General features: G+C 61.4%; 1 protein-coding gene (running past one end of the window). It reads left to right on the top strand.

Annotation, left to right across the window (positions count from 1 at the left end; all coding sequences use genetic code 11):
- Positions 1–25,520, top strand: the 3' portion of a protein-coding gene (locus GAO09_RS21040) for an Ig-like domain-containing protein (protein WP_153357073.1). 2,590 nt of this gene lie to the left of the window's left edge; the window shows 25,520 of its 28,110 coding nt (coding positions 2,591–28,110); its start codon lies off the left edge, out of view; it ends in the stop codon at positions 25,518–25,520.

The raw sequence follows: 25,520 nt of genomic DNA, 5'->3' as shown, positions 1-25,520 counted from the left end.
CCGCCGCCAGCGTGCGTGATCTCGACAGCGCCAACATGCGCGCCGCCAGTATCGTGCTCACCAATGCGCAGGCCGGAGACCTGCTTGCGCTGGGCAGCCTGCCGGCCGGAATTACCGGCAGCATCGATACGTCGACGCCCGGCCAGATCACCATCAACCTGACGGGAAATGCCACCAAGGCCGCATATGCGACGGCAATCCGCAACATCACCTTTTCCAATTCCGGCGACAATCCGTCGACGACTGCCCGCGTCATCAACGTCACGGTGAACGACGGCGCGATTTCCTCGCCCATCGCGACATCCACGATCAGCGTCATTGCCGTCAATGACGACCCGGTCAACACGCTGCCGGCCGCGGGCTGGACGACCAATGAAGATACCAATGTCACGCTGACCGGCCTGTCTATCGCTGATCCCGATGCCGGTACGGGCTCAATGACGGTCACGCTCTCGGTCGGCACCGGCACGCTTCTGGCAACCAGCAGCGGTGGCGTCACCGTCAGCGGTTCGGGCAATTCGATCACGCTCACGGGCACGCTCACCGCCATCAACGCCTACCTCGCCGGTGCATCGGCACCCGTCTATGTGCCCGTCGCCGATGCGAACGGTGCGGTGACATTGACCATGGTCACCAGCGATCTCGGCAACACCGGCACGGGCGGCACCAAGACCGATACCGACACGCGCACGATCACCATCAATCCGGTCAACGACGCCCCGATCCTCGATCTCGATGGTTCGGCGGCCGGCACAGGTTTTGCCGCGTCCTATACCGAAAACGCCACCGGCGTCGCCATTACATCGGCCGCCAATACCAGCGTCATCGATATCGACAATGCCAATATCGCCTCGGCCACGGTAGTCATCTCCAACGGTCAGGTGGGCGATGTTCTCGCCATGGCGTCGGCCCTGCCGGGCAATATCACCGTTTCCTACAACGCCGCCACGTTTACGCTGACGCTGACCGGATCCGACACCAAGGCCAATTACCAGAACTATCTGGCACAGATCCGTTATTCCAGCACATCCGATAATCCGACCAATGGCGGCAGCGCCACCAGCCGTTCAATCAACGTCAGCGTCAGCGATGGCGCGCTCAATTCCAATACGGCTGTTGCCACCGTTGCCGTCACGGCCGTCAACGATGCCCCGGTCAACACCATACCGGCCGGCTGGACAACGAATGAAGATACCAGCGTCGCGCTGACAGGCCTTGCCGTCACCGATCTCGATGCTGCCTCCGGCACGATCACCGTCCGCCTGTCGGTGCCCACGGGCACGCTGACCGCCACCGCAGGCGGCAGCGTCGCAGTGACCGGTTCGGGCACGGGCATCCTCACGCTGACCGGCACGCTTGCCAATATCAATGTCTATCTCGCGAGCGCTTCGGCGCCCGTCTATGTGCCGGTGGCCGATGCCAATGGCAGCGTCACCCTGACCATGACCACCAATGATGGTGGCAATACCGGTGGCGGCGCACTGACCGATACCGACACCGCAACCATCACCATCAATCCGGTCAATGATGCTCCGACCCTTGATCTGAGTGCAGCCGGCTCCGGCACCGGCTATTCCACCAGCTACACGGAAAACGGCACGGGCATTGCCATCGCTGCAGCTGACACGGTCATCACCGATGTCGACAACGCCACCATGGCGTCACTCAGGGTGCAGATCACCAATGGCCAGGCGGGAGACCTTCTTTCCGTCGCCGGGACATTGCCAAGCGGTATCACCATCCAGAGCTACGACCCCGCGACTTTCACGCTGGTGCTTTCCGGTTCCGCCTCCAATGCCGCCTACCAGGCAGCCCTGCTACAGATCCGCTATTCGTCTGGGTCCGAAAATCCATCGACGGTGACCCGCAATATCAGCGTGACCGTCAATGACGGTGGGCTGAATTCCAACACGGCGATTGCTTCCGTCAACGTCATTGCCGTCAACGATGCGCCGGTCAACACCGTGCCGGGCGCGCAGTCTGTCCTCGAAGACACGATGACGGCGATCCCTGGTGTGCAGGTCGGTGATGTCGACAGCACCAATGTCACCGTGACGCTGACGGTCGGCAACGGCATCCTGTCGCCCACCGTCACCAATTCCGGCACGGTGACCGGTGTCGGTACCGCCAATCTCACGCTGTCGGGCACGCTGGCGCAGGTCAATGCCGTGCTCGCCTCGCTGCGTTATCAGGGCAATGCCGATTTCAACGGTTCCGACACGCTGACCATCGTCACTTCGGACGGTGCCCTCAGCGATACGGATACCGTTGCTATTACCGTTACGCCGGTGGCCGACGCCACCAACGACACGATTGCGGCGACTGAAGATACGCCTCTCTCCTTCAACGTGCTGACCGGAACCGGCGGCGCCACCGCCGACACCTTTGCCAACCCGGCCCGGTTCGTCAGCGCCGTCACCCAGCCACCGGCAGGCCAGGGCACTGTCACCTTCAATGCCGACGGCACGATCACCTATACGCCGACTGCCAATTTCAATGGCCAGACGACGTTCACCTACACGGTCAATTCCGGCGGCGTGCTCGAAACCGCGACCGTCACCATCAATGTCGCAGCCGTCAACGATGCGCCGGTCAATACATTGCCGGGTGCTGGCTGGAATACAAACGAGGATGTTGCGGTCGCGCTGAGCGGACTGTCGGTTGCCGATGTCGATGCCGGCAGCGGCACGATGACAATCACGTTGTCCGTCGGTAGCGGCACGATCAGCGCCGCCAATGCGGGCGGCGTCACGGTCTCCAGCTCCGGTACGGCGACCATCACGCTGACCGGCACGCTCGCCAATCTCAACGCTTACCTCGCTTCGGCATCAGTGCCGCTCTATAACCCGGCCGCCAATGCCAACGGTTCCGTCACCCTGACGATGACCACCAATGACGGCGGCAATTCGGGTTCCGGCGGTCAGCTCACCGATATCGATACGCGCACGATTACCATCGCGGCGGTCAACGATGCGCCGGTCAACACCCTGCCGCCCACCTTCTCGGTGGCGGAAGACACGGCGCTCAGCCTCGCCGGTCTGTCCATTACAGATGTCGATGCCGCCAGCGGCACGATGACGGTGGTGCTCTCCGTCAATTCCGGCCTTCTGTCTGCTACGGCGGGTGGCAGCGTCACCGTCACCGGTTCGGGCACGGCGACACTGACGCTTACGGGCACACTCGCCAATATCAATGCCTATCTTGCCGGCGCCGTCACGCGTCCGGCCTTCACGCCAGTCGCCGATTTCAACGGCAATGTCACGTTGACCATGACCACCAGTGATGGCGGCAATACCGGCTCCGGCGGTACGCTTTCGGATGTCGATACCAGCATCATCACCGTCACCCCGGTCAACGACGCGCCGGTGCTCGATCTCGATGCGTCCGGTGCCGGCACCGGTTTTGCCACCAGCTATACGGAAAAGGGCGCGGGCGTATCCGTTGTCGATACCGACGTGTCGATCATCGATATCGACAATGCCAACATGGCGTCGGCGGTGATCACCATCACCAATGCAGTGGCAGGCGACGTCCTTTTTGTGAACGGTTCGCTGCCGTCCGGTATCACCGCCAGCTACGATTCCGTCAATTCCCGCCTGACCCTGTCCGGTTCCGCCAGCAAGGCGGATTACCAGACGGCGCTCCAGCAGGTTCTCTATCGCTCAGCCTCCAGCGATCCTGGTTCCACCCCGCGCAGCATTTCTGTGACGGTCAATGACGGTGCGCTCAATTCCAATACGGCCATCACGACAGTGTCTGTCGTTCCGGTCAATGACGCACCGGTCAACGGCCTGCCGGCGACCTTCAGCGTCAACGAAGATACGCAACTGACGCTGTCCGGCATCACGCTCGCCGATCCCGATGTCGGTTCGGGCACGATGACGGTCACGTTCGCGGTCAATTCCGGCACTCTGTCTGCCGCCACAGCCGGCGGCGTAACCGTCTCGGGCACGGGCAGCGCCACGATCACGCTGACCGGCACGCTTGCCAACATCAACGCCTATCTTGCCTCAGCATCCGCGCCAAAATACAATCCGGTTGCCGATTTCAACGGTTCGGTCACGCTGTCCATGACCAGCAGCGATGGCAGCCTGACGGATGTCGATACCAGCACTATTACCGTTGTGCCGGTCGCCGATATCGTTGCCGACACGGCGACGACTGCGGAAGATTCCGCCGTCAATATCAACGTTGCCGCCAATGACACTTTCACCAACGCCAATCGCACCATTTCCGCCATCAACGGCACGTCGATCGCCGTCAACGGCATGGTTGCCGTGTCGAACGGTACGGTTCGCCTCAACGCTAACGGCACGCTGACCTTTACGCCGGCCGCCGATTACAACGGCACGGCCATATTCAATTACACCGTCACCTCCGGCGGCGTCAGCGAAACCGCCAATGTCACTGTCACAGTCACGGCGGTCAACGACGCACCGGTGAACACGGTGCCGGGCGCGCAGACGACGGCCGAAGACACCTCACTTGCCATTGGCGGCATTTCCGTTACCGACATCGATGGCGACACGCTGACGACAACGGTCAGCGTCACCCGAGGCACGATTTCCGTCACCGCTGCTGGTGGCGCGACGATCGGCAACAACAACAGCGGCACGGTCACCATCAGCGGCAGCGCCGCTGCAGTGAATGCCGTCCTCGCCAGCCTTCGTTACAATCCGAACGCCGATTATAACGGCGCCGACACGATCACCGTCGTCACCTCGGACGGCACCACCAGCGATACCGATACGATCGGTGTGACCATTACGCCGGTTGCCGATATCGTCGCTGATACCGTAACCACGCTCGAAGATACGCCGATCACCTTCAACGCCATTACCGGTCTCGGCGGCGGTTCGGCCGACAATTTTGAAGGCACACCCGTCCTCACATCTGTCACTCAGCCACCGGTCGGGCAGGGCACGGTCACCTTCAATGCCAATGGCACGATCACCTATACGCCGGCGCAGGATTTCAACGGCCAGACCTCGTTCACCTACACGGTCACGTCTGGCGGCGTCACCGAAACGGCGACTGTCACCGTCAATGTAACGCCGGTCAACGATGCGCCGGTCAATACCGTGCCGGGCAGCCAGACGATGACCGAGGACGGCACGCTGGTCTTTTCCTCCGGAGCGGGCAACGCCATTGCCGTCGGCGATGTCGATGATACCAACCTGACGGTCACCATCACCGCGGCAAACGGTACCTTCTCTCTGTCGGGCATTGCCGGTCTGACCTTCACCACCGGCACCGGCACGTCAAATACGACGATGACCTTCACCGGCACCAAGGCGGCCATCAACGCAGCCCTTGCAGGCGCGAGCTACGCCCCGACCGCCGATTATTACGGCGCGGCCGGCGGCATCACCATTTCCACCACCGACGGCAAGGTCGGATCCGCGACTGTTTCCAATATCGCGGTCACGGTCACCGGCGTCGCCGATATCGTCGATGACACGGCCTCCACGGCCGAAAATACGGCTGTCGCGATTTCCGTGCTCGCCAATGACAGTTTTGAAAATGCCGGGCGCACCGTCACCGCCGTCAATGGACTTGCCATCACCGTCGGTGGCGCACCCGTCACCGTGGCCAATGGGCAGGTGCAGCTGACAGCCGGCGGCCAGCTCATTTTCACGCCGAACACCGCTTATGCCGGTGTCACGACCTTCAGTTATACCGTCACCTCCGGCGGCGCGACGGAAACGGCCACCGTCACGGTCGCGGTCGCTGCCGTCAACAAGCCGCCGGTGAACACCCTGCCGGCCGGTTTCACCGTCCTGGAAGACAATGCGCTTTCTCTCGGTGGCCTGCAGATCGCCGATCCCGATGCTGGTACGGGCGATGTTACGGTCACGCTTTCGGTCGGTTCCGGCATACTGACCGCGACCTCGGCGAATGGCGTCACGGTCGGCGGCAGCACGACCGGCACGATCACGCTGTCCGGCACGCTGACCGCGATAAACAACTATCTGAGCAACGCCACAAATCGCCCAAGCTTCACACCAGCGGCAAATTCGGTCGCCAGCGTCACGCTGACGATGACCACCAATGACAACGGCAATACCGGCGGCCCGGCGCTGACCGATATCGATACCGCCACCATCACCATCACGCCGGTCAACGACGCACCTTCCGGCGCCGACAAGACGGTGACGATCGCGGAAGACGGCAGCTACACATTCAGCACCGCCGATTTCGGCTTTTCCGATCCGAACGACAATCCGGCCAATGCGCTTGCCGGCGTGGTAATCACCACCCTGCCGGCGAACGGCACGCTGACGTTGGGTGGCAATGCCGTCACCGCCGGCCAGTTCATCGCCGCGGGCAGCCTCGGCAATCTTGTCTTCACGCCGGCTGCCAATGCCAACGGTACGGCGCTTTCCGCCTTCACTTTCCAGGTGCGCGACAATGGCGGCACCGCGAATGGCGGCATCGACACCGACCAGTCGCCCAATACGATCACTTTCAACGTCACGGCGGTCAACGATGCGCCGGTCAACAACCTGCCGGGCACATTCGTTACCGATGAGGATACATCCTTCGCGCTGACCGGTATTTCGGTCTCGGATGTCGATGCCGGCTCCGGCCAGATCACCGTGACGCTGAGTGTGTCTTCCGGCACGCTAGCGGCCAATACGGCAGGTGGCGTTTCTGTTACGGGCACCGGTACCGCGTCGATCACGCTCACCGGCACGCTTGCCAACATCAACACATATCTGGCTTCCGCCAATCGTCCGCTGTTCTCGCCGGCGCTCAATGCCAATGGCAGTGTCACGCTGACCATGGTCACCAACGATAGCGGCAATGCCGGTTCCGGCGGTGCGCTTAGCGATACCGACACGTCTGTCATCACCGTCAATCCGGTCAACGACGCGCCTGTCGGTTCCAATGCCAGCTACACGACCAACGAGGATACGGCCCTCAACGGAACATTGCCGACGGCAACGGATGTCGATGGCGATACGCTGACCTATTCCGCAGGTGGCACCGCGCCCGCTCACGGCACTGTCACCATCAATTCCAACGGCACGTTCACCTACGCGCCGGCCGCCAATTACAACGGATCCGACACGTTCACCTACCGCGTCAGCGACGGCAAGGTGTCCGTCGAATATACGGTCACGGTCGGCGTCACTCCGGTCAACGATGCGCCGGTCGCCGCCAATGATGCGGCCAGCATCCTTGCCAACGGCACGGCCTCCATCAACGTTCTCGCCAACGATACCGACGTCGATGGCGACACGCTCTCCGTCGTGCAGGTCAACGGGTCGGCTTCCGGTGTTGCGCAGGCGGTTGCCGGCAGCGGCGGCGGCACGTTCACGATCGGCGCAAACGGTCAGGCCGTCTTTAATCCCGGCACTGCTTTTGTGGATCTTGCCGCGGGCCAGACCCGCACCTCGTCGGTTACCTATCAGGTGTCGGATGGCAAGGGCGGCACGTCCTTTGCCACCTTTACCGTCACCGTCACCGGCATCAACGACGCCCCAGTATCGACGCCGATCGCAAACCAGTCCGGCGCCGATGCGCAGTTCGTGTCCTTCAACGTCGCCGGCAATTTCTCCGATCCCGATAGCGGCGATACGCTCACCTTCACCCAGACCGACCTGCCGCCGGGCCTGTCCATCAACGCCGCCGGTGTCATCTCCGGGACGATGGACCGCAGCGCCAGCATCGGTAGCCCCTATTCCGTCACCATTACCGCCACCGATGGTGGTGGCGCACAGGTCAGCCGCACCTTCACCTGGACGGTCACCAATCCCGCACCGGTTGCCGTAAACGATGCAGCGGTGACCACCGAAAACGCCAATGCTTCCGGCAATGTCATCCTGGGCGATATCAACGGTGTCGGCGCCGACAGTGATCCCGATGGCGATCCGATCGTGGTCTCGGCGGTTGGTGGCTCGGCCGCCGGTATCGGCACGGCCGTTACCGGTTCGAACGGCGGCACGTTCACCATCGGTGCCAACGGTGCTTATGTCTTCATTCCCGGTACGGCCTTTGACAATCTGGCGCAGGGCCAGAGCCGCACCACATCCGTCACCTACACGATTTCCGACGGGCAGGGCGGCACCGCCACGGCAACGCTGACGGTCACCGTCAACGGCACAAATGATGCGCCCGTCGCCGCCAACGACACGTTTACCACCAATGAAGACCAGCCAGTCACCTTCGATGTCCGCACCAATGACAGCGATATCGATGGCGGAACGCTCAGCGTCACGCAGATCAACGGCACCAATATCACCGTCGGAAACAGCGTTGTGCTTTCCAACGGAACGATCACGCTCAATGCCAACGGCACGCTGACATTCACGCCCAACGCCAATGCCAATGGCGCTGTCAGCTTCACCTACACACTGTCCGACGGGCAGGGCGCCACTGCCAACGCGACCGTCAACGGCACGATCGTTCCGGTTCAGGACCCGCCGGTTGCCAGCAACGACACGTTCACGACCTTGGAAGATACGCCCACGACATTCGACGTGCGCACCAATGACAGCGACCCGGACAATGATCCGCTCACCGTCACGCAGATCAACGGCAGCGCAATTTCCGTCGGTGGCAGTGTCACCGTCACCGGTGGCCGTATCACGCTTAACGCCAACGGCACGCTCACGTTCACGCCGAATGCCAATTACAATGGCAATCCGTCCTTCATCTATACGATTTCGGACGGCAACGGGAACACGGCCAGCGCGACCGTCAATGGCACCGTTACGCCGGTGCAGGATCCGCCGGTTGCCGCCAACGATACGTTCTCGACGGCCGAAGATACTGCCGTCACCTTCGATGTGAGAACCAATGACAGCGATCCGGACAATGATCCTCTGACCGTTACGCAGATCAACGGCACAAACATCGCTGCCGGCAACAGCATTGCCATTACCGGCGGCTCGGTCACGCTCAATGCCAATGGCACGCTGACCTTCACGCCCACGGCGAATTATTACGGCAATCCCTCCTTCACCTACACCATCTCCGATGGGCAGGGAAACACGGCAACCGCCACCGTCAACGGTACGGTCACCCCGGTCAACGATGCGCCGGTCGCCAATAACGACACGTTCTCGACCAGTGAGGACAATGCGGTCGATATTTCCGTCGTCACGAACGACACGGATATCGACAACGACACACTTACGGTCACGCAGGTGAATGGCAGTGCCATCGCTGTCGGCTCTTCCATCGCCGTCACCAATGGCAGCGTGCGCCTGAATGCCAATGGCACGCTGACCTTCACGCCAGCGCCCAATTACAATGGCCCGATCTCGTTCAACTACACGGTTTCGGATGGCAATGGCGGCACCGCGACCGCCACTGTCTCCGGCACCGTCTCCCCGGTCAACGATGCGCCTACCGTCATCGATGACACGTTCACGACCAACGAAGACACGGCGGTCACCTTCGATCCGCGCGCCAATGACAGTGATGTCGACGGCAATGCCATTTCGATCACCGCGATCAACGGCACGGCGATCGCGGTCAACGGTTCGGTCACTGTTCCAGGTGGTACGGTCACGCTCGATGCCGATGGTCGCCTGACCTTCACGCCGAATGCCGATTACAACGGCAATGTCAGTTTTACCTACACGGTCTCCGACGGTCTTCTGAGCACCACTGGCACGATCAACGGAACCATCACGCCGGTCAACGATGCGCCTGTCTCTTCGGATGTCACTGTCGGCGTCAATGAAGATGCGGTTCTGTCCGGCAGCCTGCCGGCTGCAAGCGATGTCGATACCGGTGACGTCGTCACCTATGCTGCAGGCGCCACGGCGCCGGCCAGCGGCACCGTCGTCATCAATTCGGATGGCACCTACACCTACACGCCGAATGCCAATTTCAACGGTCGTGATGCTTTCACCTTCATCGTCAGCGATGGCAAGGGCGGCACCAACGAATATACCGTCACCGTCGATGTCGCACCGATCAACGATGCACCGACCGCCGGCACGCTGCCCAACCGCGCCTCCACCGACAGCGCCGGCATCAACCTCAATGTGTCCGGTTTCTTCAGCGATCCGGATGGCGATACGCTGATCTACAGCCAGACCGGCCTGCCGTCCGGCCTCTCCATCACCGCGGCCGGCCTCATTACCGGCACGATCGACCGTCAGGCCAGTATCGGCGGGCCGAACGCCAATGGCGTCTATACGGTGACGGTCACTGCCAATGACGGTAATGGCGGCACCGTGTCTCGTAGCTTCACCTATACCGTCACCAACCCCGCGCCGATCGCCGTTGCGGACAGCTTTACCACGCCGGAAGACACGCCCTACACGATCAATGTCCTTGCCAATGACAGCGATCCGGATGGCGATCCTCTGGTCGTCACCGGTGCTACCGCAGTCAACGGTACGGTCACGATCGGTTCGAACGGTCAGATCACCTATCAGCCGAACCTCAACTTCAACGGCACCGACACGATCGTCTACACGATCTCCGACGGCAATGGCGGCACGGCGACGGCCACCGTCGCTGTCACCGTTACAGCGGTCAACGATGCGCCCGCCGGCGGCACGATCCCCGATCGCACCCGCAATGACGGCGATACGGATTCGCTCGACGTGCGCGGCTTCTTCAGCGATCCCGATGGCGACGCTCTCACCTACACTGTCACAGGCCTGCCTGCCGGTCTCAGCTTCAACGGTACGGCCATCACCGGGACTATCGCGTCGGGCGCTTCCGGCCCAACCGGCGAAACCGTATTCACGGTCATCGTCACGGCCAGAGACGGCAATGGCGGCGTCACACCGGTTACGTTCCGCTACACCGTGCTCAATCTGCCGCCGACGGCAGCCGATGACACCGTCACTACAGCCGAAGATACGCCGGTCGATATTTTAGTCCTTGGCAATGACAATGATCCCGACCGCGACACGCTGTCCATCATCAATATCGACAACAAGGAACTGAAACTCGACAGCCCGGTGGCCACGGCGCACGGCGTCGTCACGCTCATGATCGGCCAGGATGGCAAGCCCTACCTGCGCTTTACGCCGAATGCCAATTACAACGGTTCGGAAAGCTTCACCTACACGATTGCTGACGGCAATGGCGGCGTCGCAACGGCGACCGTCCGAATCAATGTCACGTCCGTACCGGACGCACCTGTCGTTACCAAGCCGCTTCCCTATATCGTGCGCGCCGATGGTCAGTCGCTGGCGCTCGATACGGGTGATTTCTTCACCGACCCGGATGGCGACGACCTCAATTTCACCGCCACCGGCCTGCCTGCCGGCCTGACCATCGATCCCGCCACCGGTGTCATCCTGGGATCGATAGACAGGAATGCCAGCGCCCTGAACGGCGGCATCTACACTATTCGGATTACCGCCTTCGACGGGCCGAACGGCACAGGCAACAGCACCTATCAGGAATTCACGCTGGAAGTGACCAATCCCGGTCCAACTGCGGTCAATGATGCGCTGACGATTGCGGAAGACACGACGATCCGGTTCAATCCGATGACGGGCGCGGGATTCCCCGGTTCCGGTAGCCAGGTCGGCATCGATATCGATCCTGATGGTGATCCGCTGACGATCACATCCGTCTCGGCCGGGCATGGCAGTGCGACGATCGGCCCGGATGGTGTCACCATCATCTATACCCCGAATGCGAACTTCAATGGCACAGACACGATCGTCTACACGATCGATGACGGCAATGGTGGTGTGTCGACGGCCACGGTCACTGTCACGATCACCGCCGTCAACGACGCGCCGATCGCCTCGCCCATTCCGGATCGTACGGATGGTGATACGCAGCCGGTCGATTTCAACGTCGCGACCTATTTCAGCGATGTCGATTCCACCACGCTCACATTCACGGCGTCCAATCTGCCACCCGGGCTGACCATCGATAATGCGACGGGCCGCATCACGGGTGATCTGACCGCCAGCGCTTCCGATGGCGGACCCTATCAGGTCACGATCACGGCGACCGATAACGCCGGCGCCGCGACCAGCCAGACCATCACCTGGAACGTCACGGACGAACCACCCTATGCCGTCAATGACCAGTTGCCCGGGCCTATCCAGGAAGGCGGCAGCGGCAGTGGCAACTGGAAGCTTAACGATATCGACGACGATCCGATCTTCCTGTCGCAGGTGAACGGTTCTGCCGCCAATATCGGATTGGCCGTGACGGGTTCGCAGGGCGGCTCCTTCACCGTGAATGCGGACGGTACCTATTCCTTTACGGCAGGAAATGACTTCAGGGATCTTGCCGCGGGCCAGACCCGCACGACCTCCATCCATTATACCATCCGGGATGCCGGCGGTTTATCAAGCACGGCCACGATCGCCGTCACGGTAACCGGCGTCAACACGGCACCCGATCGGCCCGCGTCACTGCCGCCGGTCACCATGGCGGAAAATCAGCTGCTTGCCGGCAACCAGCTTGCCTATGGCATGCTGTTTACCGATCCCGACAACGGCGACACGCTGACCTTTGCGGCGACCAACCTGCCGACCGGGCTTACGATGAATGCTGACGGCACCATCACCGGCAGGATCACAAACGATGCCGCCGGACCGACCGGCAGCCGCACCTATAGCGTCACCGTCACGGCAACGGATTCCGCCGGCGCGGCGATCTCGCAGACCTTTGATTTCACCGTCACCAATCCAGCGCCGGTTGCCGGCAATTACAGCTACAGCACGCCGGAAGACACGCCCGTCGACAATATTGATGTCATCGGCCCGAACGACGATCCTGACGGTGACACGCTCGTGCTCGATCCGGATTTCACGCCGATCGCCGCCAATGGCAAGGTCACCATCAATCCGGATGGCACGCTGCGTTATGTCCCGAACCTCGATTTCAACGGCACGGATACGATCGTGTATCGCCTCAGCGATGGCCAGGGCGGCCTTTCCACGGGGCTGGTGACCATCAGCGTCAATGCGCAGAACGATGCACCGATCACCTCGCCTATCGCCGACATGCAGCGCAATGACTACGACATCATCAGCTTCGATACTGCGTCGCATTTCGTGGACCCTGAAGGCGACACGCTGACCTATGCGATGACCGGCCTGCCGCCGGGCCTCACCTTCAGTACCACGACCGGTATCATCTCCGGTCGTATTGCCAGCGATGCCTCCGGTCCGATGGGTAGCCGCAGCTATGTCGTGTCGGTCACCGCGACAGATCCGTCCGGTCTCAGCAGTTCGATCCAGTTCGTTTACATCATCAACAATGTCGCGCCTGATGCGCGCGATGACGTGGCGACCACGAACGAAGATACGCCCGTCGACATCGATATCCTTGCAAACGACGTCGACCTCGATAACGACACCCGCACGGTCATCTTCGTCAACGGCGTCAATCTCACGCTGAACGGCCCAGCCGTCGGCACCACCAATGGTACCGTACAACTCGTCCTGAACGCCACGAATGAGGCAGTGTTGCGTTTCACTCCGGCCACCAATTTCAACGGCACGGAATCCTTTTCGTATACGATCAGCGACGGCAATGGCGGCAGCGATACGGCCAGCGTCACCATCACGGTCAACCCGGTCAATGATGCCCCCACCGCGTCGCCGGTGCCGAACCAGACACAGGCGGACGGTTCGAGCTTCAACCTTGATGTCTCAACCTATTTCAACGACGTGGATGGCGACGACCTCGATTATGTCGTTTCCAACCTGCCGCCCGGTCTCAGCTACGATGCCGAAACCGGCATTATCAGTGGCCGTCTTGCCGCGAATGCGTCCGTCGGCAGTCCCTATACGGTGACGATCACCGCCTATGACCGGTTTGGTCAGCCGGCGCCAACCGGTCCCGGCCTATTTGCATCGACAAGTTTCCAGTTCACCGTCACCAATCCGCCACCGGTTGCCGTCGATGACAGCTACACGACGGTTGAAGACACACCGATCACGTTCAATCCGGTGACGGACACCCCCGGCGCCGACAGCGATCCCGATGGCGATCCGCTGACGCTGGTATCCATCGACGGCCAGTCGATTGCGCCGAATGGCAGTGTCACCGTATCGAACGGCGTGATCGCCATGGATGCGTTCGGCAACCTTACCTTCACGCCTGCCGCCAATTTCAACGGCAATGTCGCGATCTCCTATCGCATCAGCGATGGCAATGGCGGTTTCGACGATGGCCTGATCTCCATCACCGTCACGCCTGTCAACGATCCGGCCATCATCGATCTCAACGGTGCCGGCGCCGGTGTCGACCGTACCGTCGATTTCGTCGAAGGCGGCCCGGCCGTCGCGATCGCCACCCCGGATGCTTCTGTCTTTGATGTCGAAGGCAGCATCGTCTCCATGGACGTTGTGTTCGGCGGCTTCACTGGAAATGGCGTTCTCGAGGTCGCTCATCTGAACGGCGTCGTCGATATTGCCTATGGCACTGCTTCTAGTGGCACGCTTATCTTTGGCGGCACCACCTTCCGCTACACTTATAGCGGCAACAATCTGCACATCGAAAATGCGGCCGGCCCCAATGTCATCGTTCCTGATGCGGACCTGAGCGCCTTCCTGCGCGCCATCGCGTACGAAAACCGCAGCGACAATCCTGCGCCGGGCGTACGCACGCTATCCTTTACTGTCACCGACACGCTCGGTGCGGTATCAGCCGCTTCCGTGACCAGCATCAATGTCATCGCGGTCAACGATGCACCTGTCGCTCTCGATGACACCGGCACAACTACGGAAAACGCCATTCTCAACGGCTCTTCGGTGCTCGACAATGACAGCGATCCGGAAGGTCAGTCCTTCACTATCGTTCGTGTGGGTGCGGCAGGCGGACTCAACGCGCCGGTGACGGGCAGCAATGGCGGCAGTTTCGTTTTTGCCGCCGATGGCACTTACACGTTCAATCCGGGCGCGTCCTTCGACGACCTGCAGATCGGCGAAAGCCGTACGACCTCGGTCACCTACACCATCCGCGATACGGACGGTGCGGAAACCACCGCCACGCTCACCATCACTGTCAACGGTGAAAATGATGCGCCGACCGGCGGTACATCGACCATTGCGGTCACCGAAGATATTGTGGCGACCGGCACGCTCACAGCCGTCGATGTCGATGGCGATACGCTCAGCTTCGCGGTTGCCTCGCAACCGTCGCGCGGCACTGTCACCATCAGCCCGAACGGCAATTACACCTATACTCCTGCCCCCAATTACAACGGCCCAGACAGCTTTACCTATACGGTCAGCGATGGCCGCACGACGGTCACCTTCACCGTGGCGGTCAATGTCACGGCAACGCCGGATGCTCCGGTCGCATCGCCGATCCCGCCGCAGTCGTATAACGACAGCGATCCGGTCTTGATCAATGTCTCCGGCTATTTCTCCGATCCGGACGGTGATGCGCTGACCTTCACCGAGAGCGGCTTGCCGACTGGCCTGTTCATCAATGCGCAAGGCCTGATTACCGGCACGCTTGCATCCGATGCATCGGTGACCGGTCCTTATACGATCACCGTTACCGCGCGTGATCCGGCCGGGAACACTGTTGCCCAGAATTTCACGATCAACGTCGCCAATCCCGCCCCCATCGCGCGTGACGATCTCATACAAACCGGCGAAAACCAGCCGAGCACCGGCTCGGTGTTTGATGACCACGGTGCCGGTGAAGACATCGATCCGGATGGCGACGCGCTCACCGTATCCGCCGTCAACGGCGTTGCCGGCAGTGTCGGCGCAGTTGTCACCGGCTCGGCCGGTGGCACGTTCCGCATCGGATCGGACGGTCAGTACGAGTTCATCCCCGGCACGGCCTTCGATGCCTTGCGCGCTGGTGAAACCCGCGCGACCGCGGTCACCTATACGATCTCGGATGGACAGGGCGGTTTCTCCACCGCCACGCTGACCGTGGTCGTCACTGGCGAAAATGATGCGCCGGTCGGCTCTAATGGTACTGGCACGGTTGCCGAGGATGGCGTGCTCAACGCTCCACTCCCGGCCGTCAGCGATGCCGAAGGTGATACACTGAGTTATGCGGTGGGCACGGGGCCGGCCAATGGCGCGGTGATCATCCGTCAGGACGGTACCTATACCTATACGCCGAACCCGAATTTCAACGGCACCGACACCTTCACCTACATGGTCGGCGACGGCACCGACACGGTGACCTACACGATGACGATCACCGTCATGGCGGTGAACGACGCACCGGTCATGCAGGATGTCGCGGTTTCGATCAACGAGGACACCGCCTACATCGGCCAGATCGTGGCCGTCGATGTCGACAATGCACCGGCCTCGCTGGTCTATGCAGCCTATGCGCAACCGGCCAGGGGCACGGTGACCGTCAACCCGAATGGCACCTATACCTACACACCGGCGCTGAATTTCTACGGCGCCGACAGTTTCCAGGTCATCGTCACCGATCCGGGTGGCCTGACCGACATCGCGACTGTCACCATCACCGTCAACCCGGTCAATGACGCGCCGGTCGCAGTCAACGACAACGCCACGACGACGCAGGACATTGCCATCACCGGCAATGTCATCGTCGGCAGCGACAGCGATCCGGATGGCGATGCCATCCTGGTTACCGCCGTCAATGGTGCGGCATCAGTCGGAGTGCCGGTTGCCGGCAGTAATGGCGGTACATTTGTCATCGGTGCAGACGGCGCCTATTCCTTCGATCCGGGCACCGCTTTCGACGATCTGCAGGCCGGCGAAACCCGGACCACGACGATTACCTATCAGATCTCCGATCCGGGCGGTCTTACCTCGACGGCCGTGCTGACCGTGACCGTTTCCGGCGCCAATGATGCGCCGGTCGGTGGCCCACTGCCCGATCAGACATGGAGCGATGGCCAGGCAATCACCTATCCGGTGGCCGCCAATTTCTCCGATCCCGACAGCGATACGCTGACCTACGCGGTTTCAGGCCTGCCGGACGGTCTCGATATCGATCCGGGCACCGGCGAAATTTCCGGCACGATCGATCGGTCCGCTTCGGGCCAGACCGGACGCTTTGAATACACGGTCACCGTCACCGCCAGTGATGGCAATGGCGGCAGTGTTTCGCAAACTTTCGTTCTGACGGTCACCAACCCGACCCCGACCGCCGTTGCGGACAATTTCACCGTCGCCGAAGGTGCCATCCTTGGCGGCAATGTGCTGACCGGTGGCGGCAATGGGCCCGATACGGATCCGGATGGCGACGATCTCGAGGTCTCGCTGGTCAGTCAGCCTGCCCATGGCACGCTGACGCTCAATGCCGACGGCACCTTCACCTATGTACCGACCGCCTTCTTCAACGGCACGGACACATTCATCTACCAGATCGATGACGGAAATGGCGGCATCTCGTCGGCGACGGTCACGATCACCGTCAAGCCGGTCAACGACGCGCCGGTCGCGGCCGATGACACGTTCGCGATAGATGAGGACGGTTCGGCAACCATCAACGTTATCGCCAATGATAGCGACATAGATCGCGATACGCTTTTCGTCAGCCAGATCAATGGCCAGGCGATCTCGGTCGGCAATCCGGTCGCGGTCACCGGCGGTACCGTGTCGCTCAACGCCAACGGCACGATCACGTTCACCGCTGCGCCGAACTACAACGGCTCGCCCTCCTTCACCTATACGGTCTCGGATGGTGCGCTGACGGCACAGGCCACCGTGACCGGCCTTGTCCGGCCCATCAACGATGCGCCGGTCAACACGCTGCCGGCCAATTATTCCATGCTGGAAGACGGCACGCTGACGCTCGCCAACATGTCCGTCAGCGATGTCGATGCCGGCAACGGCCCGATGACGGTAACCCTGAATGTCAGCGGCGGCACGCTTTCTGCCTTCTCCGGCGGAAATGTCACTGTCACCGGGGGTGGCACGGGCACGATTGTGCTCACCGGCACGCTTGCCAATATCAATGCCTATCTCGCCAGTGCCGTAGCCCCGGTCTTCCGGCCGATCGAAAACAGCAGCGCTGCCGTTACACTCACCATGACGACCAGCGACGGCGGCAATAGCGGCGCCGGCGGCGAGCTGATCGCTACCAGCCAATCGACCATCTTCATCCAGCCGGTCAACGATGTGCCAGTCGCGGAAGACCAGTCCGTCACCACAGCCGAGGACACGCCGGTTTCCGGCACCATCGCCGCAAGCGATGCCGATGGTGATCCGCTGACATTTGTCATCTCCACCCAGCCACTGCACGGCACGGTCTCGATCGATAATACCGGCCGTTACGTCTATACGCCGGCTCTCGATTACAACGGCAATGACAGTTTCCGCGTCGATATCAACGACGGGCAGGGCGGTGTTCGCACCGTGACGGTCTCAATCGCCATTTCGCCGGTCAACGATGCGCCGACGGCAGCTGATGCCGCCTTCTCGATGGATGAGGACGGCGCTCCGGCCACCGGTACCCTGCCGGTCGCGACAGATCGTGAAGGCACGCCGGTCACCTATGCGGTCGGCAGCCAGCCGGCGAACGGTACGGTGTCGGTCACGCCAACGGGCGGCTACACGTACACGCCGCGCGCTGATTTCAACGGCACGGATACCTTTACCTATACGGTGAGCGACGGTCAGGCGAGTTCCAGCTACACCGTCACGGTGACAGTTCGCCCGGTGAATGATGCGCCCGTGGCAGCCGATGTAGAAACGACCACACCGAGAAACCAGACGGTCGGCGGTCAGCTGACGGCGGTCGATATCGACAATGATCCGCTCACCTTCGCGCTTGGTAGCCCGGCGTCCTTTGGTACCGCCACTGTCGATGAGTTCGGAAATTACACCTACACGCCGAACGCCGACTATTTTGGTATCGATAGTTTCACCTACACCGTAACAGACGGAACGATCACGATCACCCGGACGGTCACGATCGATGTCGGGTCGAACAACGCGCCGCCTGTGGCCGGCAATTACAATCTGAGCACCAATGAAGACACGGCGCTGATTGGCAAGGTCGAAGCGAGTGATCCGAATGATGACACGCTTGCCTTCTCTGTTGCAACCGGCCCGACGCACGGCGCGATCATCATGGATGCGCGGGGCAATTTCACCTACACCCCCACCGGCAACTATTTCGGTACGGATCAGTTCACCTACCGCATCTCCGATGGACAGACGAGCATCATCCGCACCGTCGCGATCACGATCATTCCGGTCAACGATGCCCCGGTCGGCTCCGATGCCACCATCTCCGTCACCGAAGATGTGACGACCACCGGCACCCTGCCACGTGCGACCGATCCTGAAGGTTCGCCCGTCACCTATGCGCTCGGCTTGATAGTGCCGGTTAACGGGCAGGTGACGATCGCGCCCAACGGCACCTATACCTACGTGCCCGATCCGGATTTCTACGGCACCGACAGGTTCACTTACACGGTGAGCGATGGCGCGGCGACCGCCACCTATGAGGTGGTGGTCAATGTCATTGGCGTCAACGACGCACCACGTGCCGGCAATTATGCCGACGCCACCGCCGAGGATACGCCCAGGACCGGCCAGTTGCCGACCGCGACCGACCCGGACGGCAACAATCCGACGATCACATATACCGTCGGCAGCCAGCCGGCCAATGGCACGGTAACGATCACCACGACCGGTGAGTACACCTACATTCCGGCCACCAATTTCTACGGTACCGACACGTTCACCTACACGGTGAGCGACGGTCTGGCATCGAACACCTATACGGTCACCATGACCGTGACGCCGGTCAATGACGCGCCGGTTGGCTCCGATGCGTCGATCACCGTCACGGAGGATACGGCCTACGCGGACCGGCTGCCGGCCGCGACAGATCCGGAAGGTTCCGCCGTCGCTTATGGTCTGGCGTCAGGGCCGGCCAACGGCACGGTAACCGTCAATATCGACGGCACCTACACCTATATCCCGCGCCAGGATTATTTCGGGCAGGACAGCTTCCAGTATACCGTCAGCGATGGCGTCGATTCCCGTATCTATACGGTCACCATCAATGTCACGCCGGTCAACGATGCACCGCGCGGAAGCGATTTGACCTTGCCGGCAACGGAAGACCTGCCGCTCAACGGTCAGTTCCCCATGGCTGTCGATCCTGAGGGCGACACAGTCACCTATGCTCTCGGCCCGCAGCCTGCCAACGGCGTCGTCACGCTCGGTGGCGGACGAAACTTTACTTACACACCCAACGCCAATTTCTCGGGCACAGACACGTTCACCTATACGGTGAGCGATGGCACGGCGAGCGCGACCTATACGATCACCCTCAATGTCGCGCCGGTCAACGATGCGCCGGTCGGCTCAAATGGTGCGATCACCGTCACCGAGGATACGCCCTATAACGACGTCCTACCGGTCGCGACCGATGTCGACAGCGACACACTGACTTATGCGCTGGCCGGGCAGGCCGGCCATGGCACGGTGACCGTACTCGGCAACGGACGCTACACCTACGTCCCGGCGGCCGATTATTTCGGCCCGGATTTCTTCACCTATACAGTCACCGATGGGCTTTTGACGACGATCGAGTACCGTATCGATATTACCGTCACCAACGTCAACGATGCGCCGCGCGGATCCGATCTCGCGGTCACGATGCCGGAAGACGGCTTCTCCAGCGGAAGCCTGCCGGTCGCGACCGATCCGGAAGGCTCTGCCGTGGCTTATGCGCTCGTGGGCCAGGCCGCGAACGGCATCGCCACGGTCGATGCGTTCGGCAATTATACCTACCGTCCAAACCTCGATTTCTTCGGGCAGGACAGGTTCACCTACACGGTGAGCGATGGTTCCGCATCCACGACCTATACGGTCACTATCAACGTCACGCCGGTCAATGACGCACCGCGTGCATCCGACATCACGATCAACGCCACGGAAGACGAGACCTATTCCGGCACATTGCCGACGGCTGTCGATCCGGAAGGTCAGCCCTTCACCTACGGCATCGGCTCGCAACCGGCGAACGGTACCGTCACGGTTTCGGCCAACGGCGATTTCACCTATACGCCAAACCCGGATTACGATGGCCTGGACAGCTTCACCTATAAGGTGACGGACGGTTTCGCGACCTCGACCTACACGGTGACGGTCAACGTCCTGGGTGAGAACGATCCGCCGCGCGGCAGTGATGTCACCATAAACGTCACCGAGGATCAGGCTTATCCCGGCCGCCTGCCACAGGCATTCGATCCGGAAGGTCAGCCATTGCAGTACGGTGCCGGGGTCGTTACCCCAGCGCACGGTACGGTTTCGATCCTTTCCAATGGCGATTACGTCTACACGCCGGATGCGGACTATTACGGCGCCGACAGTTTCACCTACACGGTCACGGACGGCGTCAACACCGTCACCTACACCGTCACGGTCAATGTCGCCAACGTCAACGATGCGCCTCGCTCCAACGGTATGTCGTTCAATGTCGGCGAGGACCAGACCTATAATGGCAGCCTGCCGCCGGCCATCGATCCGGAAGGCCAGACCTTTACCTATGGTCTCGGATCGCAGCCGGCACACGGTGCCGTCAGCATCAACCCGGACGGCACCTTCTCCTACACGCCGGCCGCCGATTACAGCGGCACCGACACGTTCCAGTTCGCCGTCAGCGACGGCACGGCCACAAATATCTACACGGTCACCGTCAATGTCGGCGGGGTCAATGATCCGCCGCGTGGCAGCGATGATTTTGTCACCGCCATCGAGGATCAGAATTATATCGGCCAACTGCCATTGGCGGTTGATCCGGAAGGCGACGACTTCACCTATGCAGTGGGAGCCCAGCCGACGCATGGCACGGTTACCATCGGGGTCTACGGCGATTACGTCTACACGCCCTATCCGGATTATTATGGCGCCGACAGCTTCACCTATACGGTGAGTGACGGCAACGCGACCTCGACCTATACCGTCTTCATCACGGTGACGGGCGTCAATGACGCACCGCGCGCCAACAATACGGAGATCAGCGTCGTTGAGGATGTGGCCTATAACGGCCGCCTGCCGGTAGCCATCGATCCGGAGGGACAGCCCTATACCTACGGACCCGGTCTGTTGCAGCCTGCGCATGGCACGGTTGTCATCTCGGCCAATGGCGATTTCGTCTATACGCCTGCCAGTGACTACAACGGTCCCGACAGTTTCGAATACACGGTCACGGATGGTACCGGAACGTCTACCTACCGCGTCGACGTCACGGTCGGGCCGGAGAACGATGCGCCGGTCGGCAGCAATATCACCATCGCTCCTGTCGAGGATCAGGTCTATAACGGCGTGTTTCCCCTGGCGACGGATGCGGACGGTGATCAGCTCACCTATGGCATCGGTGCGCAACCGGTCAACGGCACGGTCACGGGCGGCCCCGGCCGAAACTTCACCTACACGCCTTATCCGGATTACTCGGGGCCCGACAGCTTCACCTATACCGTCACCGATGGTGACGCGATGCAGACCTATACGGTCACCGTCAATGTCCAGGCCGTCAACGACGCGCCGCGTGGCAGCGATGCAGCCATCGTCGCGGTCGAGGACGAAACCTATAGCGGCGCCTTGCCACCGGCCATCGATCCTGAAGGCCAGCCCGTTTTTTATGACATCGGCCCGCAAGGTCCGTTGCACGGTTCGGTAACGATTTCGGCCAATGGCGATTTCGTCTATACGCCGGATGCCGATTATTCAGGCCCCGATAGCTTCACCTATACGGTCAGCGACGGTGACGAGACGTCGACCTACACGATCACGATCTCGGTGACTGCGGTCAACGACGCGCCACGCGGTTCGGATTATTCCTTCTCGGTGGAGGAAGACGAAACGGCCAGCGGCACCCTGCCGGTGGCAACGGACCCCGACAATGTGAACCTGACCTATGGTCTCGGTGTTGCGCCGCTGCACGGCACGGCAACAGTCGGTCCGAATGGCACTTACACTTATGTGCCGAACTCGGATTACAACGGTCCGGACACATTTACCTACACGGTCACAGACGGTGCCGCGATCTCCACCTACACGGTGACGATCAACGTGACGCCGCAAAATGACCCGCCGGTCGGTTCCGACGGCACGGCCACCGTGACCGAAGACGTGCCTTACGATGGTGTTCTGCCGCAGGCGACCGATCCGGAAGGCGAGCCGCTGACTTACGCGCTGGCTGGTCCGGCCGCTCACGGCACGGTCATCGTGTCCGCCGATGGCACCTACCGTTATGTGCCGGCTGCCAACTATTTCGGCGCCGACAGTTTTACCTACAGCGTCAGCGATGGCGTCAACACCATCGTTCGCACGATCACCATCAATGTTCTTCCCGTCGATGACGGGCCGGTCGGCTCGGATTATGCGTTCAGTGTCGGCGAAGATGCGTCGGCAACAGGCACGCTGCCTGCCGCAAACGATCCGGAAGGCCTGCCGGTCACCTATGGTCTCGGAGCGGCGCCGACCCACGGCACGGTAACCATCGGCCAGAACGGCACCTATACCTATGTTCCTGATCCGAACTACAACGGCACCGACACGTTTACCTATGTCGTGACCGACGGAGCAGTGACGTCGATCTACACGGTTACCGTCACGGTTACCGCATCGCCCGATGCACCCGTCGGTTCGAACGGGAACATCAATGTCGTCGAGGACGTGCCTTTTGACGGTACGCTTCCGGTGGCGATAGATGCCGATAACGATCCGCTCACCTATGCGCTGGTCGGTCAGGCCGGGCACGGCACGGTGACGATCCTGCCCAACGGCACCTATCGTTATGTTCCGGCGCTGGATTATTTCGGCCCCGACAGCTTCAGCTACAGCGTCACCGACGGCCTGTTCACCCGGCAATATACGATCAGCATCACGGTCGTGCCGGTCGATGACGCGCCACAGGGCACGGATGCCACCGTCGCCACCCAGGAAGATGATGGCAGCTTCACATACACGCCGCCGCGCAATTTCAACGGCACCGATACGTTCACTTACACGATCAAGGACGGCACCTCGACTTCGACCTACACGGCAACCGTCTATGTTGCGCCGGTCAACGATGCGCCGGAGGGATCGGATCTTTCGATCTCGGTCGGCCCGAACGTCACCACGCAGGGAGCCCTGCCGGTCGCGCTGGATGTCGAAGGCTCGCCGGTTTCCTATGCCCTTGCTGGTGCCGCCGCAAATGGCACGGTCACGGTTTCGGCCGACGGTCGTTATACCTATACGCCTGCCGCCGGCTACAGTGGTCCCGACAGCTTCACCTATACGGTGAGTGACGGCTCGGCCACCACGACCTACACGGTGACGATCTCCGTCAGCGCTCCCAACGCGCCGCCGGTCGGTTCCAACCTTTCCGTCACCACGGCGGAAGATACGGCCATTGCCGGACCACTGCCGGCTGCGACCGATCCCGAGGGTGCGCCGGTGCGCTATTTCCTCGGTGTCGATGCCGCCCATGGAAGCGTCACCGTCGATCCCAACGGCTTTTACCGTTACACGCCGGATCGTAATTACAATGGCCCGGACAGATTCACCTATATCGTCAGCGATGGTGTGACGACGTCGACCTACACTGTCACCGTCGGCGTGACGCCGGTCAACGATGCACCCCTCGGTTCCGGCGCGTCCATCTCGGTTCCGCGCGATACGGTCTCGGCCGGTACGTTGCCGCCGGCGATCGATGTCGAGGGCCAGCCTCTTACCTATGGGGTCGGCCAGCAGCCGGCGCATGGCACGCTCGTCATCCTCGCGGATGGCACCTATCGTTACCAGCCGTTCCCCGGCTATTCCGGTCGCGACAGGTTCGTCTACACGGTCAGCGACGGCGAAACCGTGTCGTCCTTCACAGTCACCATCAACGTGGTGGCGCCAGTCGTACCGGGCACCAACGAATACCTGCCACCGGAACCCGACCTCGGTGAGGAAGGGTCTGCGGTGACGTGGACGCCGCAGGATGGCAGCGCCTCCGGCAGCGCGCTTGCGACTGCCAGCGGCACCATCATGGAAAGCCTCAACGGCATCGCCGGCGATATCGGCGAGAGCGGCCCGATCAACAGCGTCACCAATTCGATCCGCTCGCTCAACGGCATCGGCTCGCTGCCGGATGAAGGTGCGGTACTTCATGCCGCACGCCAGATCAGCGAATGGATCGAGAGCGGCCGCCGCATCGACGAGTTCACGGTCGGTTTCTACAAGGGCGGCTCGAACACACGCCTGTTTGACGGCCGGGAGTCGCTCACCTGGTTCAGCGTCGATACGATGATCTATGCGGGCCAGCTCTATATCATGCCGTCCCCCGGTTATGGCGATGGCGCATCCTTCACGGTCACGCTGGCAGATGGTTCGCCACTGCCCGACTGGTTGCGCGCTACCCGCCAAGGTGTGGTCATCGGTCATCCGCCGGCCGGTCTGCCGTTCATCGATATCCGCATCAGCGGCATCTCGCCGGAAGGCGAGCCGGTGGCCGACGATGTCCGCATCGATCTGATGAACGGCTCGATCATGAACCATGAAAGCGACCGAGAGGCACTTCTGATCCCCAGCCTCTTCTCGGACGAACTGCAGTATCAGCTGACCATGGGCGAGGATGCTGCGTCCGACCTGTCGCGGGCACTGGCCGAATGGCGGGAATAG

It is taken from the genome of Endobacterium cereale, assembly GCF_009617585.1.
Lineage (GTDB): Bacteria > Pseudomonadota > Alphaproteobacteria > Rhizobiales > Rhizobiaceae > Neorhizobium > Neorhizobium cereale.
The sequence above is the reverse complement of the archived record's forward strand: the minus strand, read 5'-3'. Positions and strand labels throughout refer to the sequence as shown.